Annotated in this window: 13 protein-coding genes; 2 read left to right on the forward strand and 11 right to left on the reverse strand. The window is 43.5% G+C overall.

Annotated elements, in window-relative coordinates:
* Together AACZ11_RS12305 and AACZ11_RS12310 are read left to right on the forward strand one after the other, a co-directional pair.
* Window positions 1–494 (forward strand): methionine adenosyltransferase (locus AACZ11_RS12305; protein WP_339832637.1); only part of this gene is annotated, 494 nt, incomplete at its 5' end.
* A 94-nt stretch (window positions 495–588) separates the two neighbouring features.
* Window positions 589–2,253, forward strand: coding sequence for an amidase family protein (locus AACZ11_RS12310; protein ID WP_290625744.1), 1,665 nt, complete (start codon window positions 589–591; stop codon window positions 2,251–2,253).
* Here AACZ11_RS12310 and AACZ11_RS12315 read toward each other — a convergent pair.
* The 11 genes from AACZ11_RS12315 to alaS form a co-directional block, all read right to left on the reverse strand.
* Window positions 2,250–2,900: a response regulator transcription factor gene (locus AACZ11_RS12315; RefSeq protein WP_290625745.1), complete on the reverse strand. Its 651-nt coding sequence runs from the start codon at window positions 2,898–2,900 to the stop codon at window positions 2,250–2,252. The genes AACZ11_RS12310 and AACZ11_RS12315 overlap by 4 nt on opposite strands.
* A gap of 76 nt (window positions 2,901–2,976) precedes the next feature.
* Window positions 2,977–4,950: a sensor histidine kinase gene (locus AACZ11_RS12320; RefSeq protein WP_290625746.1), complete on the reverse strand. Its 1,974-nt coding sequence runs from the start codon at window positions 4,948–4,950 to the stop codon at window positions 2,977–2,979.
* Window positions 4,951–4,981: 31 nt separating this feature from the next.
* Window positions 4,982–5,227 (reverse strand): hypothetical protein, encoded by a 246-nt coding sequence (locus AACZ11_RS12325; protein WP_290625747.1) that lies wholly within the window; start codon window positions 5,225–5,227, stop codon window positions 4,982–4,984.
* A 71-nt stretch (window positions 5,228–5,298) separates the two neighbouring features.
* Complete coding sequence (locus AACZ11_RS12330) at window positions 5,299–7,251, reverse strand: tetratricopeptide repeat protein (RefSeq protein WP_290625748.1); 1,953 nt, start codon at window positions 7,249–7,251, stop codon at window positions 5,299–5,301.
* An 86-nt stretch (window positions 7,252–7,337) separates the two neighbouring features.
* On the reverse strand, window positions 7,338–8,114 hold the full coding sequence (locus AACZ11_RS12335; protein WP_290625749.1) for a hypothetical protein: 777 nt from the start codon (window positions 8,112–8,114) through the stop codon (window positions 7,338–7,340).
* 30 nt (window positions 8,115–8,144) lie between these two features.
* The gene (locus tag AACZ11_RS12340) at window positions 8,145–9,557 is read right to left on the reverse strand and encodes a hypothetical protein (RefSeq protein ID WP_290625750.1); all 1,413 of its coding nucleotides are present in this window, start codon (window positions 9,555–9,557) and stop codon (window positions 8,145–8,147) included.
* Window positions 9,558–9,638: 81 nt separating this feature from the next.
* A complete protein-coding gene (locus AACZ11_RS12345; protein WP_290625751.1) occupies window positions 9,639–10,367 on the reverse strand; it encodes a DUF6498-containing protein in 729 nt (242 codons plus the stop codon).
* Between the two features lie 99 nt (window positions 10,368–10,466).
* Complete coding sequence (locus AACZ11_RS12350; RefSeq protein WP_290625752.1) at window positions 10,467–12,341, reverse strand: PQQ-binding-like beta-propeller repeat protein; 1,875 nt, start codon at window positions 12,339–12,341, stop codon at window positions 10,467–10,469.
* A 308-nt stretch (window positions 12,342–12,649) separates the two neighbouring features.
* Window positions 12,650–13,165, reverse strand: a complete 516-nt coding sequence (locus tag AACZ11_RS12355; protein WP_290625753.1) for a DUF6252 family protein — start codon at window positions 13,163–13,165, stop codon at window positions 12,650–12,652.
* A gap of 79 nt (window positions 13,166–13,244) precedes the next feature.
* Window positions 13,245–14,192, reverse strand: coding sequence for a GSCFA domain-containing protein (locus AACZ11_RS12360; protein ID WP_290625754.1), 948 nt, complete (start codon window positions 14,190–14,192; stop codon window positions 13,245–13,247).
* A 103-nt stretch (window positions 14,193–14,295) separates the two neighbouring features.
* Window positions 14,296–16,734: alanine--tRNA ligase (gene alaS / locus AACZ11_RS12365; RefSeq protein WP_339832645.1), on the reverse strand; the 2,439-nt coding region annotated here is incomplete at its 5' end.

Consider the following 16,734-nt stretch of genomic DNA (forward strand, 5'->3'; position numbering starts at 1 on the left):
CGGGAAGAAAAATCATTGTAGATACGTACGGCGGAAAGGGAGCACATGGTGGTGGTGCGTTTAGCGGAAAAGATCCAAGTAAAGTGGATCGCAGTGCTGCCTATGCGGCACGACATATTGCCAAAAACCTTGTGGCCGCCGGAGTAGCCGATGAAGTCTTAGTACAGGTATCGTATGCGATTGGTGTTGTAGAACCTACTTCCATCCTTGTAAATACACACGGTACATCGCACGTATCAATGTCTGACGGAGAAATAGCAAAGATCACAGCGAAGCTATTTGATATGCGTCCTGCAGCCATCGAATCTCGTCTCAAGCTAAGAAATCCTATCTATTTGGAAACAGCTGCCTACGGACATATGGGACGTATGCCTCAAACAGTTACCAAAGTTTTCGAGAGTCCGTATAATGGTCGTATCGAGAAAGAGGTAGAATTGTTCACTTGGGAAAAATTAGATCATATTGAAGCCGTAAAAGAGGCCTTTAAACTTTGATCGATCGATCAAGATTCAAATTTTTCAGAATAAATGTAAAAAACCACACTTAAGTATAAGCGTGGTTTTTTACATTTATAGAAATTTATACACCATGAACGCATCTTCTTTCACTGCATTTTGTCTATTCCTCCTTTGTGTCTGCATCTCTTGCAAAAAAACACCTTCAGAAACAAAACAGGTAATACTGTGGCAAACCTATGATGAAACTCAGGAAATTGATGCGCAACAAGCGCATGAAAGCAACCGGATGAAATTCAAGTTGATCCAATCCAAGTATCAGGATAAGAACGATGTATTTCAACCCTTGTACGAGGCTGTTTCGGCCTTTTCTGAAGAACGCTACGCACAATTAGCGCCTATGGTGCTGGAACAGGATATCCCAAGCCTTCAGCAACATGTTAGCAAGGGTGACTTCACCTACGAAGAGCTCACGCTGTTCTTTTTAAAGCGAATCTATACCTATGAGCTTGACCCGAATATGTCCTTACATACCATCATGGCACTTAACCCTTTGGTACTTGAACAAGCAAAAGCTCGGGATAAAAATAAGGGGAAAAAGAAACATCCCGTTTTTGGAATGCCTATACTTTTAAAGGACAACATTACCACAGCTTCTATGAATGCAACAGCCGGAGCGGCTGTATTGGAACAAACTACCGCTGACAAAGATGCTTTCATTGTAAGCCAATTGGAGGCACATGGTGCCCTTATTCTTGGGAAAGTGAACCTTAGCGAATGGGCTTATTATTTCTGTTCGGGCTGTCCATTGGGATACAGCGCTTTGGGCGGACAAACCTTGAATCCGTATGGGCGAAAGATCTTCGAGACCGGAGGGAGTAGTGCCGGTAGCGGAACATCGGTGGCAGCGAACTACGCAGTGGCAGCGGTGGGAACTGAAACCGCAGGCTCTATCATTTCACCCTCCAGTCAAAATTCGTTAGTGGGATTAAAACCCACTGTTGGGGTATTGAGCCGGTCGGGGATCGTTCCTATTTCACACACCTTGGACACGCCCGGCCCCATGGCCAAAAATGTGACCGATGCTGCCATATTACTGGATGCCATGACCGGCAAGGATGCTAAGGATCCTTCCAGTATTGCTTCTACAAGTTCATATATCCTTCAGAAAAAGAGTAAAGATCTTACAGGAAAACGGTTGGGCATACTAAAGGGGTTGCTTAGTGACAGCATCTACGCAGCTTCATTAAAACAACTGGAAGCGCAAGGTGCTACACTGGTTCCGTTCGATCCGCCACAGATCTCCTTAGATGGTTTTCTTAGTTTACTGAATTTGGAGATGAAACAAGACCTTCCTGTCTACCTTCGAGAATACACCTCTATAGCAGATACGCTTCCCTCGTTGGAGGCGATCATGAGATACAATGCGAAGGACAGCACGGTACGCATGCCTTACGGACAAGGAATCTTTGATGGCATCATGAACGACACCTTAGATACAAAAGGTTTGGAACTGCTGCGTTCCCGACTTCTTACCAATGGAAACCGATATTTTCAAGAACCCATAAAGGAGCACGAGTTGGATGCGATCCTGTCTATCAATAATTATCATTCGGCCTACGCAGCGGTGGGATTACATCCTTGTTTGGCAGTTCCCATGGGATATAAAAATAGCGGAGAGCCCATTGCGCTCACACTTATATCGTCGCCGTATACTGAAGCGGCATTACTGGAATTGGGCTATACCGTAGAACAAATACTCAATGCCCGACAGATCCCGCAAGCCTACAAAGATTAGATGATGTTGTGATTCTTCGCCTTTTGAACGGCCTCCATCTTACTGTGTACCTGTAATTTTTTATAGATGTTCTCGATGTGTTTTCGAACCGTGCTTGGTGACAAAAAAAGGTTTTCGGCAATGGCAGTATAACTTAAGCCCTTACTTAATTGTTCCAACACCTCCACTTCGCGTTTGGAAAGTGAGATCTCCTCTTTGTCACACGGATTTTGGATATCGATGGGATTTCGAAGCAATTTCAGGGTCTTCAATGCAATGGAAGGATTCATGGCAGCACCTCCATTAAGCGTTTCTTTGATCCCGTTGTACAGGTCTTCGGGATTGATCTCCTTTAGCAGATAACCGTCGGCTCCTGCTTTTATGGCATTGAAAATATTCTCGTCGTTGTCAAAGGCCGTAAGCATGATGATCTTGATTTGCGGATATTTCTGCTTCACCATTTGCGTACTTTCGATCCCGTTAAGCACCGGCATCTCTATATCCATAAGAATCACGTCCAGATTGTGATTCTCCTCCAGTTTGGTGAGCAGTTCGCTGCCATTGAGGGCTGTATGTTTTATCACAATATCCTCAAAGAAGGATAGTTTCTCTTTGATCGCATGGATCAAGAAACTGTTATCGTCTACAATGGCAACTTTCAAACTCATCTTTGGTGGGTTCAGAATTAAAGGTACTGAAATTTACAACAGTTTCTACCTTTCTGCCATAGGGCAGTTGCCTTATTTAGGATTTGCCCTCCTCTTTTGGAATGAGAACCTTCAGCGTCGTTCCTTTACCTTCTTCGGAAATCAGGTCCAACGCACCTCCAAGTTCTCTCGCTCGCTTTTTCATATTATGGAGCCCATTACCCGCTTGTGTGGTATCAGGGTCGAAACCTGTTCCATTATCCCAAATAGTGAGCAGGAAATGCGATGTATCTTCTGAAATGTTCACACCTATTTCTGAAGCATCGGAATATTTTATGGCGTTGTTGACCCCTTCCTGGATGATTCGGTAGAGGTTCATTCCCGCTACCGACGTGAATGCATGAGAAGCTGCTTCCGAAGCATCTACCGTAAAGGAGAACTGTGTCCCTTCCGAAGCTAATTTCGCCTTTTCAATAAAATTGCTAATTCGCGACTGAAGGTCTTCAAACGTAATGCTGTTCTTGTTCATCGCCCAAATGGTATCCCGCAATTCGTAAATGGTTTGCGATGTAAACGAACTGATCCCGGAGAGTTTCTGTGACAAGGACGTTTCCATATCCTTAAAACTGTACTTAAGATTATCCAGACTTGATATGATAAAAGTGAGTTGCGCGCCAATATTGTCGTGCAGATCACGGGAGATACGAAGACGCTGTTCCTGCAGTCGGTTTTGGGTTTCGATCTGTGCCAGCGCTGTTTTTAGCTCTCCTTCTTTTCGCAACTGTCTGTTTTTTAATTTTTGTTGGTTATAAACCAGATAACCCAAAATACCTAGAAGCAGCGCCAAGCCGAATCCGCCATATATCAAGGTATTCTTTTTTCGTACCTGCAGGTCCTTTTCTGCCAATTGAGCCCGTTGCTGAAGTATTTCCTTTTCCTTCTTTTCGGTTTCATACTTTGCTTCAGTTTCTTGAATGATCTGGCTGTTCTTCTCATTGAGAATCGAGTCTTTTACGGCAATGTAACTGTAAAGATAGGTGTTGGCCTTTTCAAAATCGTTTTGATCCTTAGCGAGTTCCGAAAGACTTGAATAACCTTCCTTAAGCGATAGCTTTATATCGTGCTGTTCGGCAAGGGCTACCCCTTTCAGCAAGTATTCTTCAGATTTTCGAAAACGCTTTTGAAGTCTCAGGGATTCCCCAAAGGTAGTATACGAATGGGCCATCCCGTTAAAATCTTGTGCTGCTTCACGCAGCGTGATCGACTCTAGAAAGAGACGTTCACAGGTAGTAAAATCACCTTTTTTTGAATAGGCAAGGGCCATATTTGTAAGGTTGGACGCCTGTTCTTTAACATCTCCCAATTGTTTGCTAATGGCGAGCGCTTTAGCATAGGAAGCGATCGCATCATCGTATTTCTGCTGATAGTCATAAATGGCACCTACATTGTTATACCCGTTTTGCAAACCGGCAAAATTCCCCAAGGCTTCCTGCATTTCAAGCGCCCTTGTCAAATACTGTGTTGTTTTGTCAAAATCCTGAAGATAGTAATACGCCACCCCTATATTATTGTATGCTTGTGCGATCCCGGTCTTATTGCCTAACTTCTCCTCTGCCTTGAGTGCTTCAAATAGCAATGGAATGGCTTTTTGGTAGTCTCCTTTTCGGATATGAATCGTTGCGATATTATTGAGTACTACGGCAAATCCCTTAGTACTATTGGTAGCCTTTGCAATATCAAGCGCTTTGTTATATTGGGCCATTGCATTCTCGTAATCCGTCTTCCGTTCAAAATAGTTCCCCAAAACATTCAAGTTCATCATCTTTCCGTAAGGGTACTTCAAGGTCTCTGCCAGACGAATACCATCTTCGGCAAAAGCCTTGGCACTGTCCAGATGCGTAACATTATAATGACGTGCTATGGTAAGCAAAAGTTCTACCTTTGCTGTATCATTTGGAGCTTTGCGGAGCACTGCCAGTGCACTATCAATGTTTTTTAGGGTTTCCTGTGACTGAAGAAGAAAAGAGGAAAAAAAGAATACAAGAAAGCAGAAACTGCGAAGTGTTGACATCTTAGATTTATTTTGGTTAGTTACCATAAATCTAGATATTTATATTGGGCTGAACAACAAGTGCTTCGTCTAAATTATACCGTAAAAAATGATAGGTATTCAATGCATTCTCGCGTAGAGCGATCTGTGCTTTATGGCTTCCAATAGCTTCCGATAGTTGTTGCTGCCGAATTTTATGACGTGCTTTTAACCTCTTATTCCGAAGAAAAAAAAAGAGTGTTAACCCCGCGATCGTACAAAAAAAGAGCGCGAATCCTATAACAGATTCAAAATTCATGATGTTTCATTTGGCCTTCTAAAGGTACGACTACCTTACCAAACCACGTATACGGCATTTGTCGTATTTCACTACCTATTAAAGGTTACCAATACCTGTGTTCCTTTTCCCGGTTCCGATTTGATCGCAGCGCTTCCACCCAGATCTGCCGCTCTTTTTTGAATATTCTGAAGGCCATTGCCCTTTGCTTCAGAAGAAGTTCGAAATCCGCTACCGTCGTCTGTAATGGTTAAAATATATTGGTTTTCTTTGACGTCAATTTCTACCGAAACATGTTGTGGTTCTGCATGCTTTAGCGCATTATGCACTGCCTCCTGAATGATCCTGTAAATGTTCATACCTTCCACCGAAGAAAAGGTAATGTCCGGCGTGACATTTTCTCTCACGGAAAAATTAAAATCCACATTAGCGGATGCCGTACCGGCCTTTTCAATAAAGTTTGAAATACGTCCTTGCAGGTCTTCCCATGTAAGATCGCTTTTATTCATGGCCCAAATGGTATCCCGAAGCTCATAAATGGTTTGCGAGGCGAATGCACTTATATTGGATAATTTCTCCTTTGTTTTTCCGCCGGTATCCCTCAGTCCGAATTTTAAGGTATCAATAGAAGAAATAATAAATGTGAGTTGAGACCCAATGGTATCGTGAAGGTCTCTGGATATTCGCAGTCGTTGTTCCTGCAAGCGGTTTTGAGTTTCAATACGGGCAAGGGCAGTCTTTAACTCGTTTTCTTTTTGCAATTGTTTGTTCTTTAGTCGCTGCTGGTTAAAGAACAAATATCCCAAAAGACCAAAGATGATCGCAATGGCGATCCCACCGTAAATAAGTGAGTTCTTTTGTTCCACTTCTAACTCCCGCTCTACCAGATTTGCCCTGGTTTCGGCGAGATCCTTTTCTTTTTGAGCCAGATTGTATTTTGTTTCAAGATCTGCGATCGCGGCTGCGCTTTTGTCTGAAAAAATCTGTTCTTTGGCGTCCAATGATCTCTGAAGGTATTCACCGCCCAACTTGGGATTCCCCGTTCTAAAATAGGTCTCTGAAGCATGGCGGTAGAAATCGACCGCTGCATTCTTAAGATCCGGGAATTCCTTTAAGAATTGGTTTCCTAGTGACACATATTTTGAAGCTTCCTTAATATTGTCACGTTGGTTGTTCGTATAGATTAAAAACGATATAGGGACTAGATTTGCACGACGGTCGATATTAAAAGCATCCCGCCCTTTTAAAATTTCTTCAAACAATGGGATGGCCATGGATGGTTTTCCTTGAGTGACATAGAGATCGGCCAAACTGCTTAGGGAATCGAAATATTTTCCCTGTTCATTGGCGGCTTCGGCAGTAGTAATGGCCTCTTTCAAAATTTTTTCGGCTTCATCGAACTTACCCTGTGCCGCAAGGTTGATCCCAATATTGTTAAGGGAAGCTGGAATCTCACTGGCTTTATTATACCTACGTCGCAGCTCCAATGACTTGTTGTGATATTCGATTGCCTTCTCGTACTGCCCCATTTCCTGATAAATCAATCCTATGTTATTGAAATAGATTGCGTTTGCGGCTTCACTAGTATTGGGTTGATTCATCTTAAGGGCTTGAAAAAAATAATCGAGGGCTTCTTGATAATTTCCTTTGTTCCAATGAAACATTCCCAAATTATTGATGACCATGACTGTGATGGTCTCAAAATCTTTTTGTTGACTTAACGCAAGTGCTTCTTTAAAATAATAATTTGCGGAGTCGGATTGTCCCGAAACGTCGTAATAGATTCCATAGGTGTTTACGAGTTCTGCTTCGGAAAAAGGAACCTTCTTATTCTTTGCTTCAGCAATGGCGTTTTGCAATAATTGTTTCGCCCGCGGCGGGTCGTTAAAAATATAATAGAAACTTACCTTGTTAAAGATGCGAAGACGCACCGAATCATTGGCTGTCTCAGCCACCTGAAGCAGGCTGTCTATTTTTTGAGCTTGAGATTGTGAGAAAAGAATTCCATGAAAGAAAAGGAATATGAGGAGTGCAATCTTATGCATGTGAGGGGTTTTATAGAAACGAATGTAAAGAAAAAATAAAAAACACGACCCCGAAGGATCGTGCTTTGATCTATTGGCTAATAAAATTAAAGTTTTTTAACAAAGGTGCCGTTGTTCCATGTCCCTACGCGATCATCGGCAGCTGTCTGGCCCTGGTAATAACCCCTTCCGTGGTATTTTCCGTTCAACCATTCACCCACGTAATAATTGCCGCTGGTAAAGAAGAACCTACCTTGCCCATGATATTGATTACTGCTGTTAAACTGTCCGGTGTATTTGTCCCCATTGGCAAACAAATAGGTGCCCATATATAGATTACCATTCTTAAAGAATCCTGTAAATGAATCCCCGTTAGACCATTTAAATCGGCCGTATTTATTGGTACAATCTCCTGCAATACAACCGGTCGTGGTACCGTTATCGATGAAAGTGTAGGAATCTTTCAACTGACTCAGTTCATAGCGCCCTTGTTCCCAAACCTCATCTTCCACTATATACCCGAGTCCTTGTATAAATCCGTTTTGATATTCTCCAACCATATCTTTATTGACCCCAATATATACGCCGTATCCGGTCATGTCATTGTTTACCCAAAAACCGATATATTTTCCAGAGTCATTCCAGTCGAAGAGACCGTAACCGTCTCTGCTACCGTTCTTCCAAAAACCTTCGTAATAGCCATAATCAAAGGTCTTCTTTCCCCACCCGTTAACACAATCGCCACTTACACACCCATAAGCAGATGTATTTGTAGTTGTAGGCGGTTTAGTACTACTTCCGGTAGTAGGTGCCATTGGTGTTTCTTGTGCCATGAGCAAGCCGGTAAACAGCATGCATAAAAAAGTTAGCGTTAGTGATTTCATATTATTTTGGTTTTACGTGTTAATTGCTTTCTATTTTTTTAATGATTTAACGAATGTTCCATTGGACCATTCTCCTACTTGTTGGACAAAATCACTATTGTGATAATAACCGCGTCCGTTATACTGTCCGTTCTTCCATTCTCCTCCATAATAACCTCCACTGGCATAAAAATAACGCCCTGTACCGTGAAACTGATTTTGAGCATTGAACATCCCACTGTATTTGTCTCCGTTCGCAAATGTGTACGTCCCTAAATAAAGATTACCGTTCTTGAAGAAACCTATATAGGAATCTCCATTTGCGTAGTCAAGTTTTCCATATTTATTTTGACAATCTCCTGCGGTGCATCCTTTTTCTATATTATTGGTGTAGAATGTATAGGGAGTAACAAGATTTCCATTGGTATATAGACCTTGTTGCCAATCTTTACCGTAGACGGCATAACCGGCACCGTTCAATTTCCCATTGCGGTATTCGCCCACAATATTATCATCATTATCGGCGATATAAGTCCCATACCCACTCATGGTGTCGTTTTCCCAATTTCCAATGTATTTCCCAATGCCGTCCCACTTATAGAGACCGTATCCGTTTTTCTTTCCGTTTTTCCAAAACCCGTCGTAGTGGGCATTCTCATATTGCCATTTCCCCCAACCATTGTAACAGTCCCCTTGGACGCAACCTGAACTCCCGTTGGTAGCGGCTACCGAATTTGAACCGGAAGCACTGTAGAGCTGCACAGGTTTATATACAAAAGAAGCCATGGTGTAATATCCGGGGAGCACATATTTTTTTACTCCATCAATTGACACTACAAGGTCGTTCCCATCCTTCTCATTGGTTGCTTTGGTATAATCGATGTGTTTTCCCTTGATAAGTATCGCATACAATCCTTTATCGGTATCACGATACCAATAGGTATCATTGGGCGCACTGGGCAGGGCATAGATCGACTTGGCTCCCCAGTTTGAAAAATTTCGAATCCCGTCCAAGACATAGGTTGCGTTGGCCTCTTCAAAATATTCAACATAGCTTCCGTTGACATTACTGAAGGATCCGCTTTGGGACGCATCGTCTATATACACGATAAAGGAATAGGGATTCGTGATGTAAAAATTTTTACCCACATTATTTGCCAACACAGACACGCGACCCGTCGCTCCTGTGGGCGCCTCTTTAATATCGGCACATAAATACAGCGTGCGGGTGTTTTTGTCCAATACCGGTAACGTATCGGTCTTCAAATAACTTAACGGCTGAAGATTGGTAAGTTTTTTTCCCGAAGAATCGTACATATAGAACTTGTTATCCTCAAGCATTGTCCAACTATTGGCAGTACTATTCGCCGAACCGGAGGTGCCGGACACAGGTGAAGGTACTTGAGAGAATCCTGAAAATCCCAGGAACATACATATAAAAAGAGTTAAAACATAAGATCTCATATTCATTTGGTCTTTAGTGATATACAAAATAGCAAAAAAAATAATGCGTTTGAAATAGGGCAGCTGACGTATTTTTTAAAATTACTCTGAAAATTCCTGATATTTTCGCTTCATCTCTTCGTAAGCCTCAGGTGAATTCGCAAATTTCTTTGCCAGTGTATCCAAGACATCCGAATCTTTATGCAAGGCAACTACAGCAAGGTCTATCAACAATCTAAATACAATCAACAAGACGGCGGCGATCGTTCCGGCAGAAAAGAGGAGGTAAAAGAAAAAGGCCAAGATTACCACGAACTGTTGGACGAATATGCGAACATACGGTTTCATCAATATGGCTCCCGGCGTGTATTGCTTGTATTGTTGGTTCTTCCAGAAATTGGTGTAGAAATAACCAAGGTTGGTAACGATCAATGAGGCCAATACGACCGACATCCCCGGTACCGAAAGCACATAAGCGTAGTTGTCTAGAATAGCAAAGGAATTGGTAATCTCCGGTACGGCTGCTTCAAAAAGCGTAAACGCAAAGATGGACTGGATAGCAACGAACATTCCGTAGTGCATCATAAAGAATAGAATCAACGGAATCCCTCGAAGCTGAAATCCCTTTTCCGATTGCGGTACTTTTCCTTCCGAAGAAACCATCCATAACTTGACAATATGAATAACGCCTATCACAATAGTTTCGAGAAAATAGGCAAAGACCACAGTGAGCGCATCTATTTGCTGCATGAGCAACAATGCCAACAGGAAGAGCGCATTGGCCCATACCAACATGTTCTTTTGATTTGGAAATAAAATCGTTCGTATCATTAGTTTAAAGGTAAAAAGAAACCCCGTACGTTGTATACGGGGTTGGTACGATTACAGACACTCCTCACTATCTGCAACCCGCGTAACCTGGTTAGTTAGTTACTTCTTTAGATCGTATGCGAAGATGGAGTTGTTATCGGCTTTGTAATACAAGATACCTCCTATTTCGTCTACCTGATACTCCGGTTGTTTGTCCTTCAATACAATCTCCTTTTCCTTAGAACCGCTGTCCTTATTCAATTTTACCAAACCAACACCGTCGTCTAGTTTGGTCAGGACAAATTGTGCGTTCTCGGTGGCTGCCGTTTCTTTAAAGCGTTTTAACATTTCTGCTACCGATGCACCCGATGCTGCTGCCATCCCATCACCTAAATCGGCATACCGTTGACCACGATCTGTGTAATTACCTAATTTATTTCTGTTTTGGTTTGCTGCATTGTAGGCTGCTACCGCCGTTGTGGCCGTAGCAACTGCCGCAACGCCTGCGATAATGGCTCCCAAGGCACTCTTTCCGGGGGCGCGGTAGTATTCATGAAATTTCTGACCGCCATTCCAGTCCAACAACATCATGTTCTGGTCACTGGTCAACAAGATACCTCCATCGCGAACCTCCACGCCTGTAGGATCTTCTTTTCCTTCAAACTTAGATTCGGCCAATGTGGATACCTCTCCCGAGTTGGCGTCTACGGCAAACAGATCGCCATCGGCACTTATTAGATATCGGGAATTCTTACTGTCGTAGCTGGAAGAAACCGCATTCGCTCTTTTATACTTTAATGGTTTGTTCCATACCTGGTCTCCTGTAGCCAAATTCACGATATTGGCATCTTCTGAAGTGATATAAATTAATCCTTGCGGTGTATTGGCCATGGTCATGATGTTCTCACCTGTCTTCAAAGGCTTTTTGAACAAGGTTTGTCCGTCGTACGATATCTTGTTGATCCCTCCTTGGTAAATTCCGAAGAGAATTCCGTCGTCCATAATATAAAAATGCTGCACATAGCCTTTGGTCTTAGGTGCCTTTTCCCAAAGGTCTTCTCCTGTGGAGGCACTTAAAAATCCGATTTCAGATTCATTCTTAGCAGCAAAGACACTGTTACTTCCACCATCATCCTTGTTACTCACAATGGCAAGACCTTGAGGCAGGATCTCAAAATTGGCTACCTTTCCTTTTACCTTAGCAGGTTTGTTCCACAGCTCTGCACCGGTGGTGCTAATCTTGTAGACTTCAGTGTTGGTCCCGCTGGCGTTCTGCTCGAAGGCATAGATCTCCTTTTCGCCGGCATCGGCTACCAACCAGTTCACGTTCTTGATCTTCGTTTCCCAAAGGGTCTCTCCGGTTTGTGCCTTTTTAGCGATCAATCCCTGTGCGGTGGGTACAATGAGATAGTCTTTCAATAAGAGCGGTCTTCCGGTTACACTGTAATCTTTGGCAATCCCTACACGTCCCGGTTCGTCCAAATGGAAACGGTAATCCTCTTTTCCGGTATTGAGATCGTAGACGGCCACCTGCATGGCAAATTTTTCTTTGGAGGTACGTTGACCGCTTACCACCAATTTGTTTTGAGGCATCATCACATCACAGGTCATTACAGTCTTCCAGCCGTTATTTTCGGTGGTGAACAATACCTTACCGGACATGTAATCGATCACTGCTTTTTTGGCTGAAAGGTTTGCAAACCCAACATCACCCACTATTACGTAGGGAGCACTGGGTACAAAGAAAAGTTCTTCCGGCTTCACACGACCGTAATCGGTAAAATTAAATAGCAGCTCATTACTTCCGGGTTTGATTCCTACGAGACCATCATTGGTCGCTACGACCATGGTGCCTCCTTGGGTGAGGGTCATTTCGTTGATCTTCGCACCGGTATCGTAGCGAAAATCGGGAGTTTCGGCGCGCTGGGCCGAGACTTGGATCACCGAGCATACTGCGAGGGCGATCATTAGTGTTACTGTAGTTGAAAGTTTCATATGCGTGGTTTAATTAATTGATATCTCAAAGGTGCGTTAAAGAAAGAAGGGATTCAATAGGGCAATTGTCGTATTCTACTTATTGTGAGTGAGAGGGTTGCAGGTTGGAAAGTTTATAGATTCACTTACTCCCCCACTCCCCTACTCACCTACTCACCCACTCACCTACTCACCCACTCCCCAACTCACCAACTCACCTACTCACTCACTCACCCACTCACCTAAAAAAACCGGAAGAAGAACAATTTGTTCCGCTCCCGGCTCCACGTAAAAACCTCAACACTGAGATTTTCATTTATTGGATAAGATTATTGAATCGTCAAATTAAAGGACCCGTCTGTGATATTCTTGATCGACTGATCTCCATTTACATTCTTACATGTAAAGTTGAACGTTCCTTTAATAGTAGTGTCTGTTTTTTCAGAAACATTAATTTCTCCCACAACGCCACTGTTTTGATAAGGAGCATTCCAAGTTTGAGAATTCATGGGGTCATTTACGTTTGCTTCTACATAAGAGGCCGTAATGAATACATTCGCATCGGTAATTTCGTACGTACCGGTCCCATCAAAGGCGTTTATTATTAAAAAGATTCCTTTTCCAGAAGCATCCGATCCTTGTAGCGTAACTGTTGTCGATCCACCTCCATTGGTTTCTGATGCCGTAGATGCAATACTCATTGATGTGAAATTGGCGCCGTTCACTTTAGCGGTTACTGTGCCTTCTCCTGCCTGACCGTCGTCACCGCCTTCGTCATCTTTTTTACAGGCCGTCACGGCCAAACTTATAAAGAGAACGAATAATACTTTCTTAAAATTTTTCATAATTGCTGGGTTTTTAATTGGTTAACAAGGCAAAGATGCCTCAAAACCCAACGCAACTCAATAGGGCAGTTGTCGTATTCTAGAATTTCAGTCCTGGAACGCGCTGTTCCAATTCGGATATTTTTTTCTGAAGATTGTTCTGAAAAGCTTTATATGCCGTGCCTTTCACATGAAACGGACGGTGTTGCAGTCCCTTCTGAATGCTGTCCACCTCTTTCTGTATGGCTGCGGTTTCCGAAGCGATCCAAACGTTTTTGAATCGTTCCCAAAGAAGCTCGATGGCAGTAGCATTGGGATGAATAAGATCTTCCGAGTAAAATCGATACTCTCGTAACTCGTCTTGCATGAGTTCGTAAGAAGGAAAGTAAAAGACATTGGGTCGTGCATCCAAAGCCGCATGCAGTCCCGCGATCAAATGGGCCTTGCTTCGGGCGTTCTCCACAAATCCGTCTTTGAGATGTCTCACGGGAGATACGGTAAAGAGGATAGATGCCTTAGGATTCACCGCATGAATACGGTCAATACTTTGTTGAATTGTTTCAGAAATAAGAGAAACAGAGAGCAATTCCTTTGAAAAAGCCCTTTGTGGCACTTTATGACAATTCGCAACGATACGGTCGCTCTCAGTATGTCGATACACCCAAGCTGTTCCCAAGGTAAAAATGATATGCGTTGCGTTGCAGAGGGTGTTCTTCAGTAGTTCCCTTTGGGTATTCAAGGTATTTAGAAACGCTTCCTTATTTGGGCTACTAAGCCGAGAATGTACCTCAAAACAATGCCATAGTTCGTTGTGAAAGAATATATCGGCTTCCCTAAAGGGCTTTTCGCTTAAAGCGATATCCACCAAGATATCGATAGCCAAGGGATGGAACACGATCCCAAACGGATTCTGTACGTTCTGAAACTTGAAATAATCAAGCTTCCCTCCCATGTTCTCAGTAAAACAGGAACCCATTAGCAACACACTGGAATCGTAGGTAATAGGATCCTTGGCAGGCGCTAACGGTATCTTAGTAAAAAGCTTCATGTTTTCATGTTAAATGAACGGATACATCTTGCACCAAGTACCTTGTCACAAAGACATATAAGTCTAACGACATAACGGAAAACGCCCCGTCCCTCTTTAATTCTTACCGCACATAAGTTCTAGCCGCTTCCAACGCTGCCTCAATACCCTCGGGATTCTTCCCTCCGGCGGTAGCGAAAAAAGGTTGTCCGCCGCCTCCGCCTTGAATGTACGTACCAAGCTCTCTTACGATCTGGCCGGCATTTAATTTTCGCTCTTCCACCAATTCTTTAGAGATATAACAGGTAAGCAATGCTTTGTCTTCGTTTTGGGAACCAAAGATCACAAACAGATTGTCGATCTCTCCGCCCAATTCAAAGGCCAGGTCTTTTAATCCGGAGGCATCCAGTTCCAATTCCTTTGCCAAGAAATTGATCCCGTTAAGATGTTCCACATCATTTTTAAGATCCCCTTTCATGTTTTTCGCCTTATCCTTCAGTAATTGCTGAATTTGTTTCTGAAGGTGTGCATTCTCTTCCTGAAGCCCGGATACTGCCTTTACGGGATCCTGCGCGTTGTTCAATACTTTCTGTACTTGTGCAAAGGCTTCACTGCGCTCCACAAAGTACTGCTTGGCAGCATCTCCGGTAATCGCTTCAATTCGACGTATTCCTGAAGCCACAGCACCTTCCGAAGTAATAATAAAATGCCAGATGTCTGAGGTAACAGGTACATGAGTACCCCCACAAAGCTCCATGGATTTCCCGAATTTTATAGCTCGAACGCTGTCTCCGTATTTTTCACCGAACAAAGCTAGGGCGCCTTCGTCGATTGCCTGCTGATAGGGAATACCTCTGCGTTCTTCGAGTGCGATTCCTTCTCGTATACGGGCATTCACAAAATCTTCCACTTGCTTCAATTCGTCTTCTGTTACCTTTCCGAAGTGAGAAAAATCGAATCGTAAATTCCGACTGTGAACCATCGACCCTTTTTGAGTGACGTGTTCTCCCAGAATATTTCGCAAAGCTTGATGCAGTAAATGTGTGGCGGTATGATTGGCCGCGGTACGCTGCCGCTGTTTGGTATCAACCACTGCCTTGAAGGTCGCCTCGGGATTTCTGGGAAGGCTCTTGGCAAAATGAATGATGAGGTTGTTCTCCTTTTTTGTATCAATAATGTACACCACACCGCCATCGGGAGCTTCCAGATAGCCCTTATCACCCACCTGTCCGCCTCCTTCGGGATAGAAAGGTGTGAGGTTGAAGACCAATTGAAACAATTCTCCTTCTTTCTTATTCTCCACTTTACGATACCGCGTGATTTTGATAGGAGTTTCCAACGTATCATACCCCACGAATTCTTCTTCCGCATCGTCTGAAAGGATGACCCAATCGCCGGTCTCTACCTTTGTGGCGGCCCGAGAACGCTCCTTTTGTTTTTGAAGCGCCGCCTCGAATTCGGCCACGTCCAGATCAAAACCTCTTTCCCGCAAGATCAATGCGGTAAGGTCAATAGGAAATCCAAAGGTATCATACAGTTCAAAAGCTTTCTTACCCGAAATGGTCTTGGAAGAAGCCGTTTCGATCACATGCTCCAACAATACCAATCCTTGATCCAACGTACGCAGGAAGGAGCGCTCCTCCTCAAGAATTACATTGGTGATTAGGTTCTGCTCTGAAATGAGCTCCGGAAATGCCTCACCCATTTGCTTGCTCAAGGTGGCCACCAATTTATAGATAAATGGTTCCTTGGTGTTTAAAAAGGTGAAACCGTAGCGAATTCCCCGTCGTAAGATACGGCGTATCACATAGCCCGCACCCGAATTACCGGGCAACTGGCCATCGGCAATACTGAATGCCACTGCGCGAATATGATCTGCGATCACACGAATGGCGATATCGACCTTCTCATCTTTCCCGTAGGTGGTATCGGTAATCGCCTCGATCTCCCGTATTAAAGGCGTGAAGACATCGGTGTCGTAATTGCTTTGTTTGTTTTGCAGCACCATCGCAAGGCGTTCGAAACCCATTCCGGTATCTACATGCTGTGCGGGTAATTTTTCAAGAGTTCCGTTCGCCTTACGGTTGAACTGCATAAAGACCAGATTCCAGATCTCGACGACCTGAGGATGGTCCTGATTGACCAATTGGGCACCGCTTTGTTTTGCTTTTTCTTCGGAAGAACGAATATCAACGTGAATCTCACTGCAAGGACCGCAGGGTCCTTGTTCGCCCATTTCCCAAAAATTATCTTTCTTGCTGCCGTTTAAAATTCGGTCTTCGGGCACAAACTGTTTCCAGTATTCATAAGCTTCAGTATCGCGTTCCAAGCCTTCCGAAGCATCCCCTTCAAAAATGGTAACATAAAGTATGGATGGATCGATCTTATAGACTTCGGTCAACAGCTCCCAAGCCCATTCGATCGCTTCTTTCTTAAAATAATCGCCAAAGCTCCAATTCCCCAGCATTTCGAACATGGTGTGGTGATAGGTATCCATTCCCACCTCTTCCAGGTCGTTATGCTTTCCGCTTACACGCAAACATTTTTGTGTATCGGCAATACG

It is taken from the genome of uncultured Altibacter sp. (assembly GCF_963972995.1).
Classification (GTDB): domain Bacteria; phylum Bacteroidota; class Bacteroidia; order Flavobacteriales; family Flavobacteriaceae; genus Altibacter.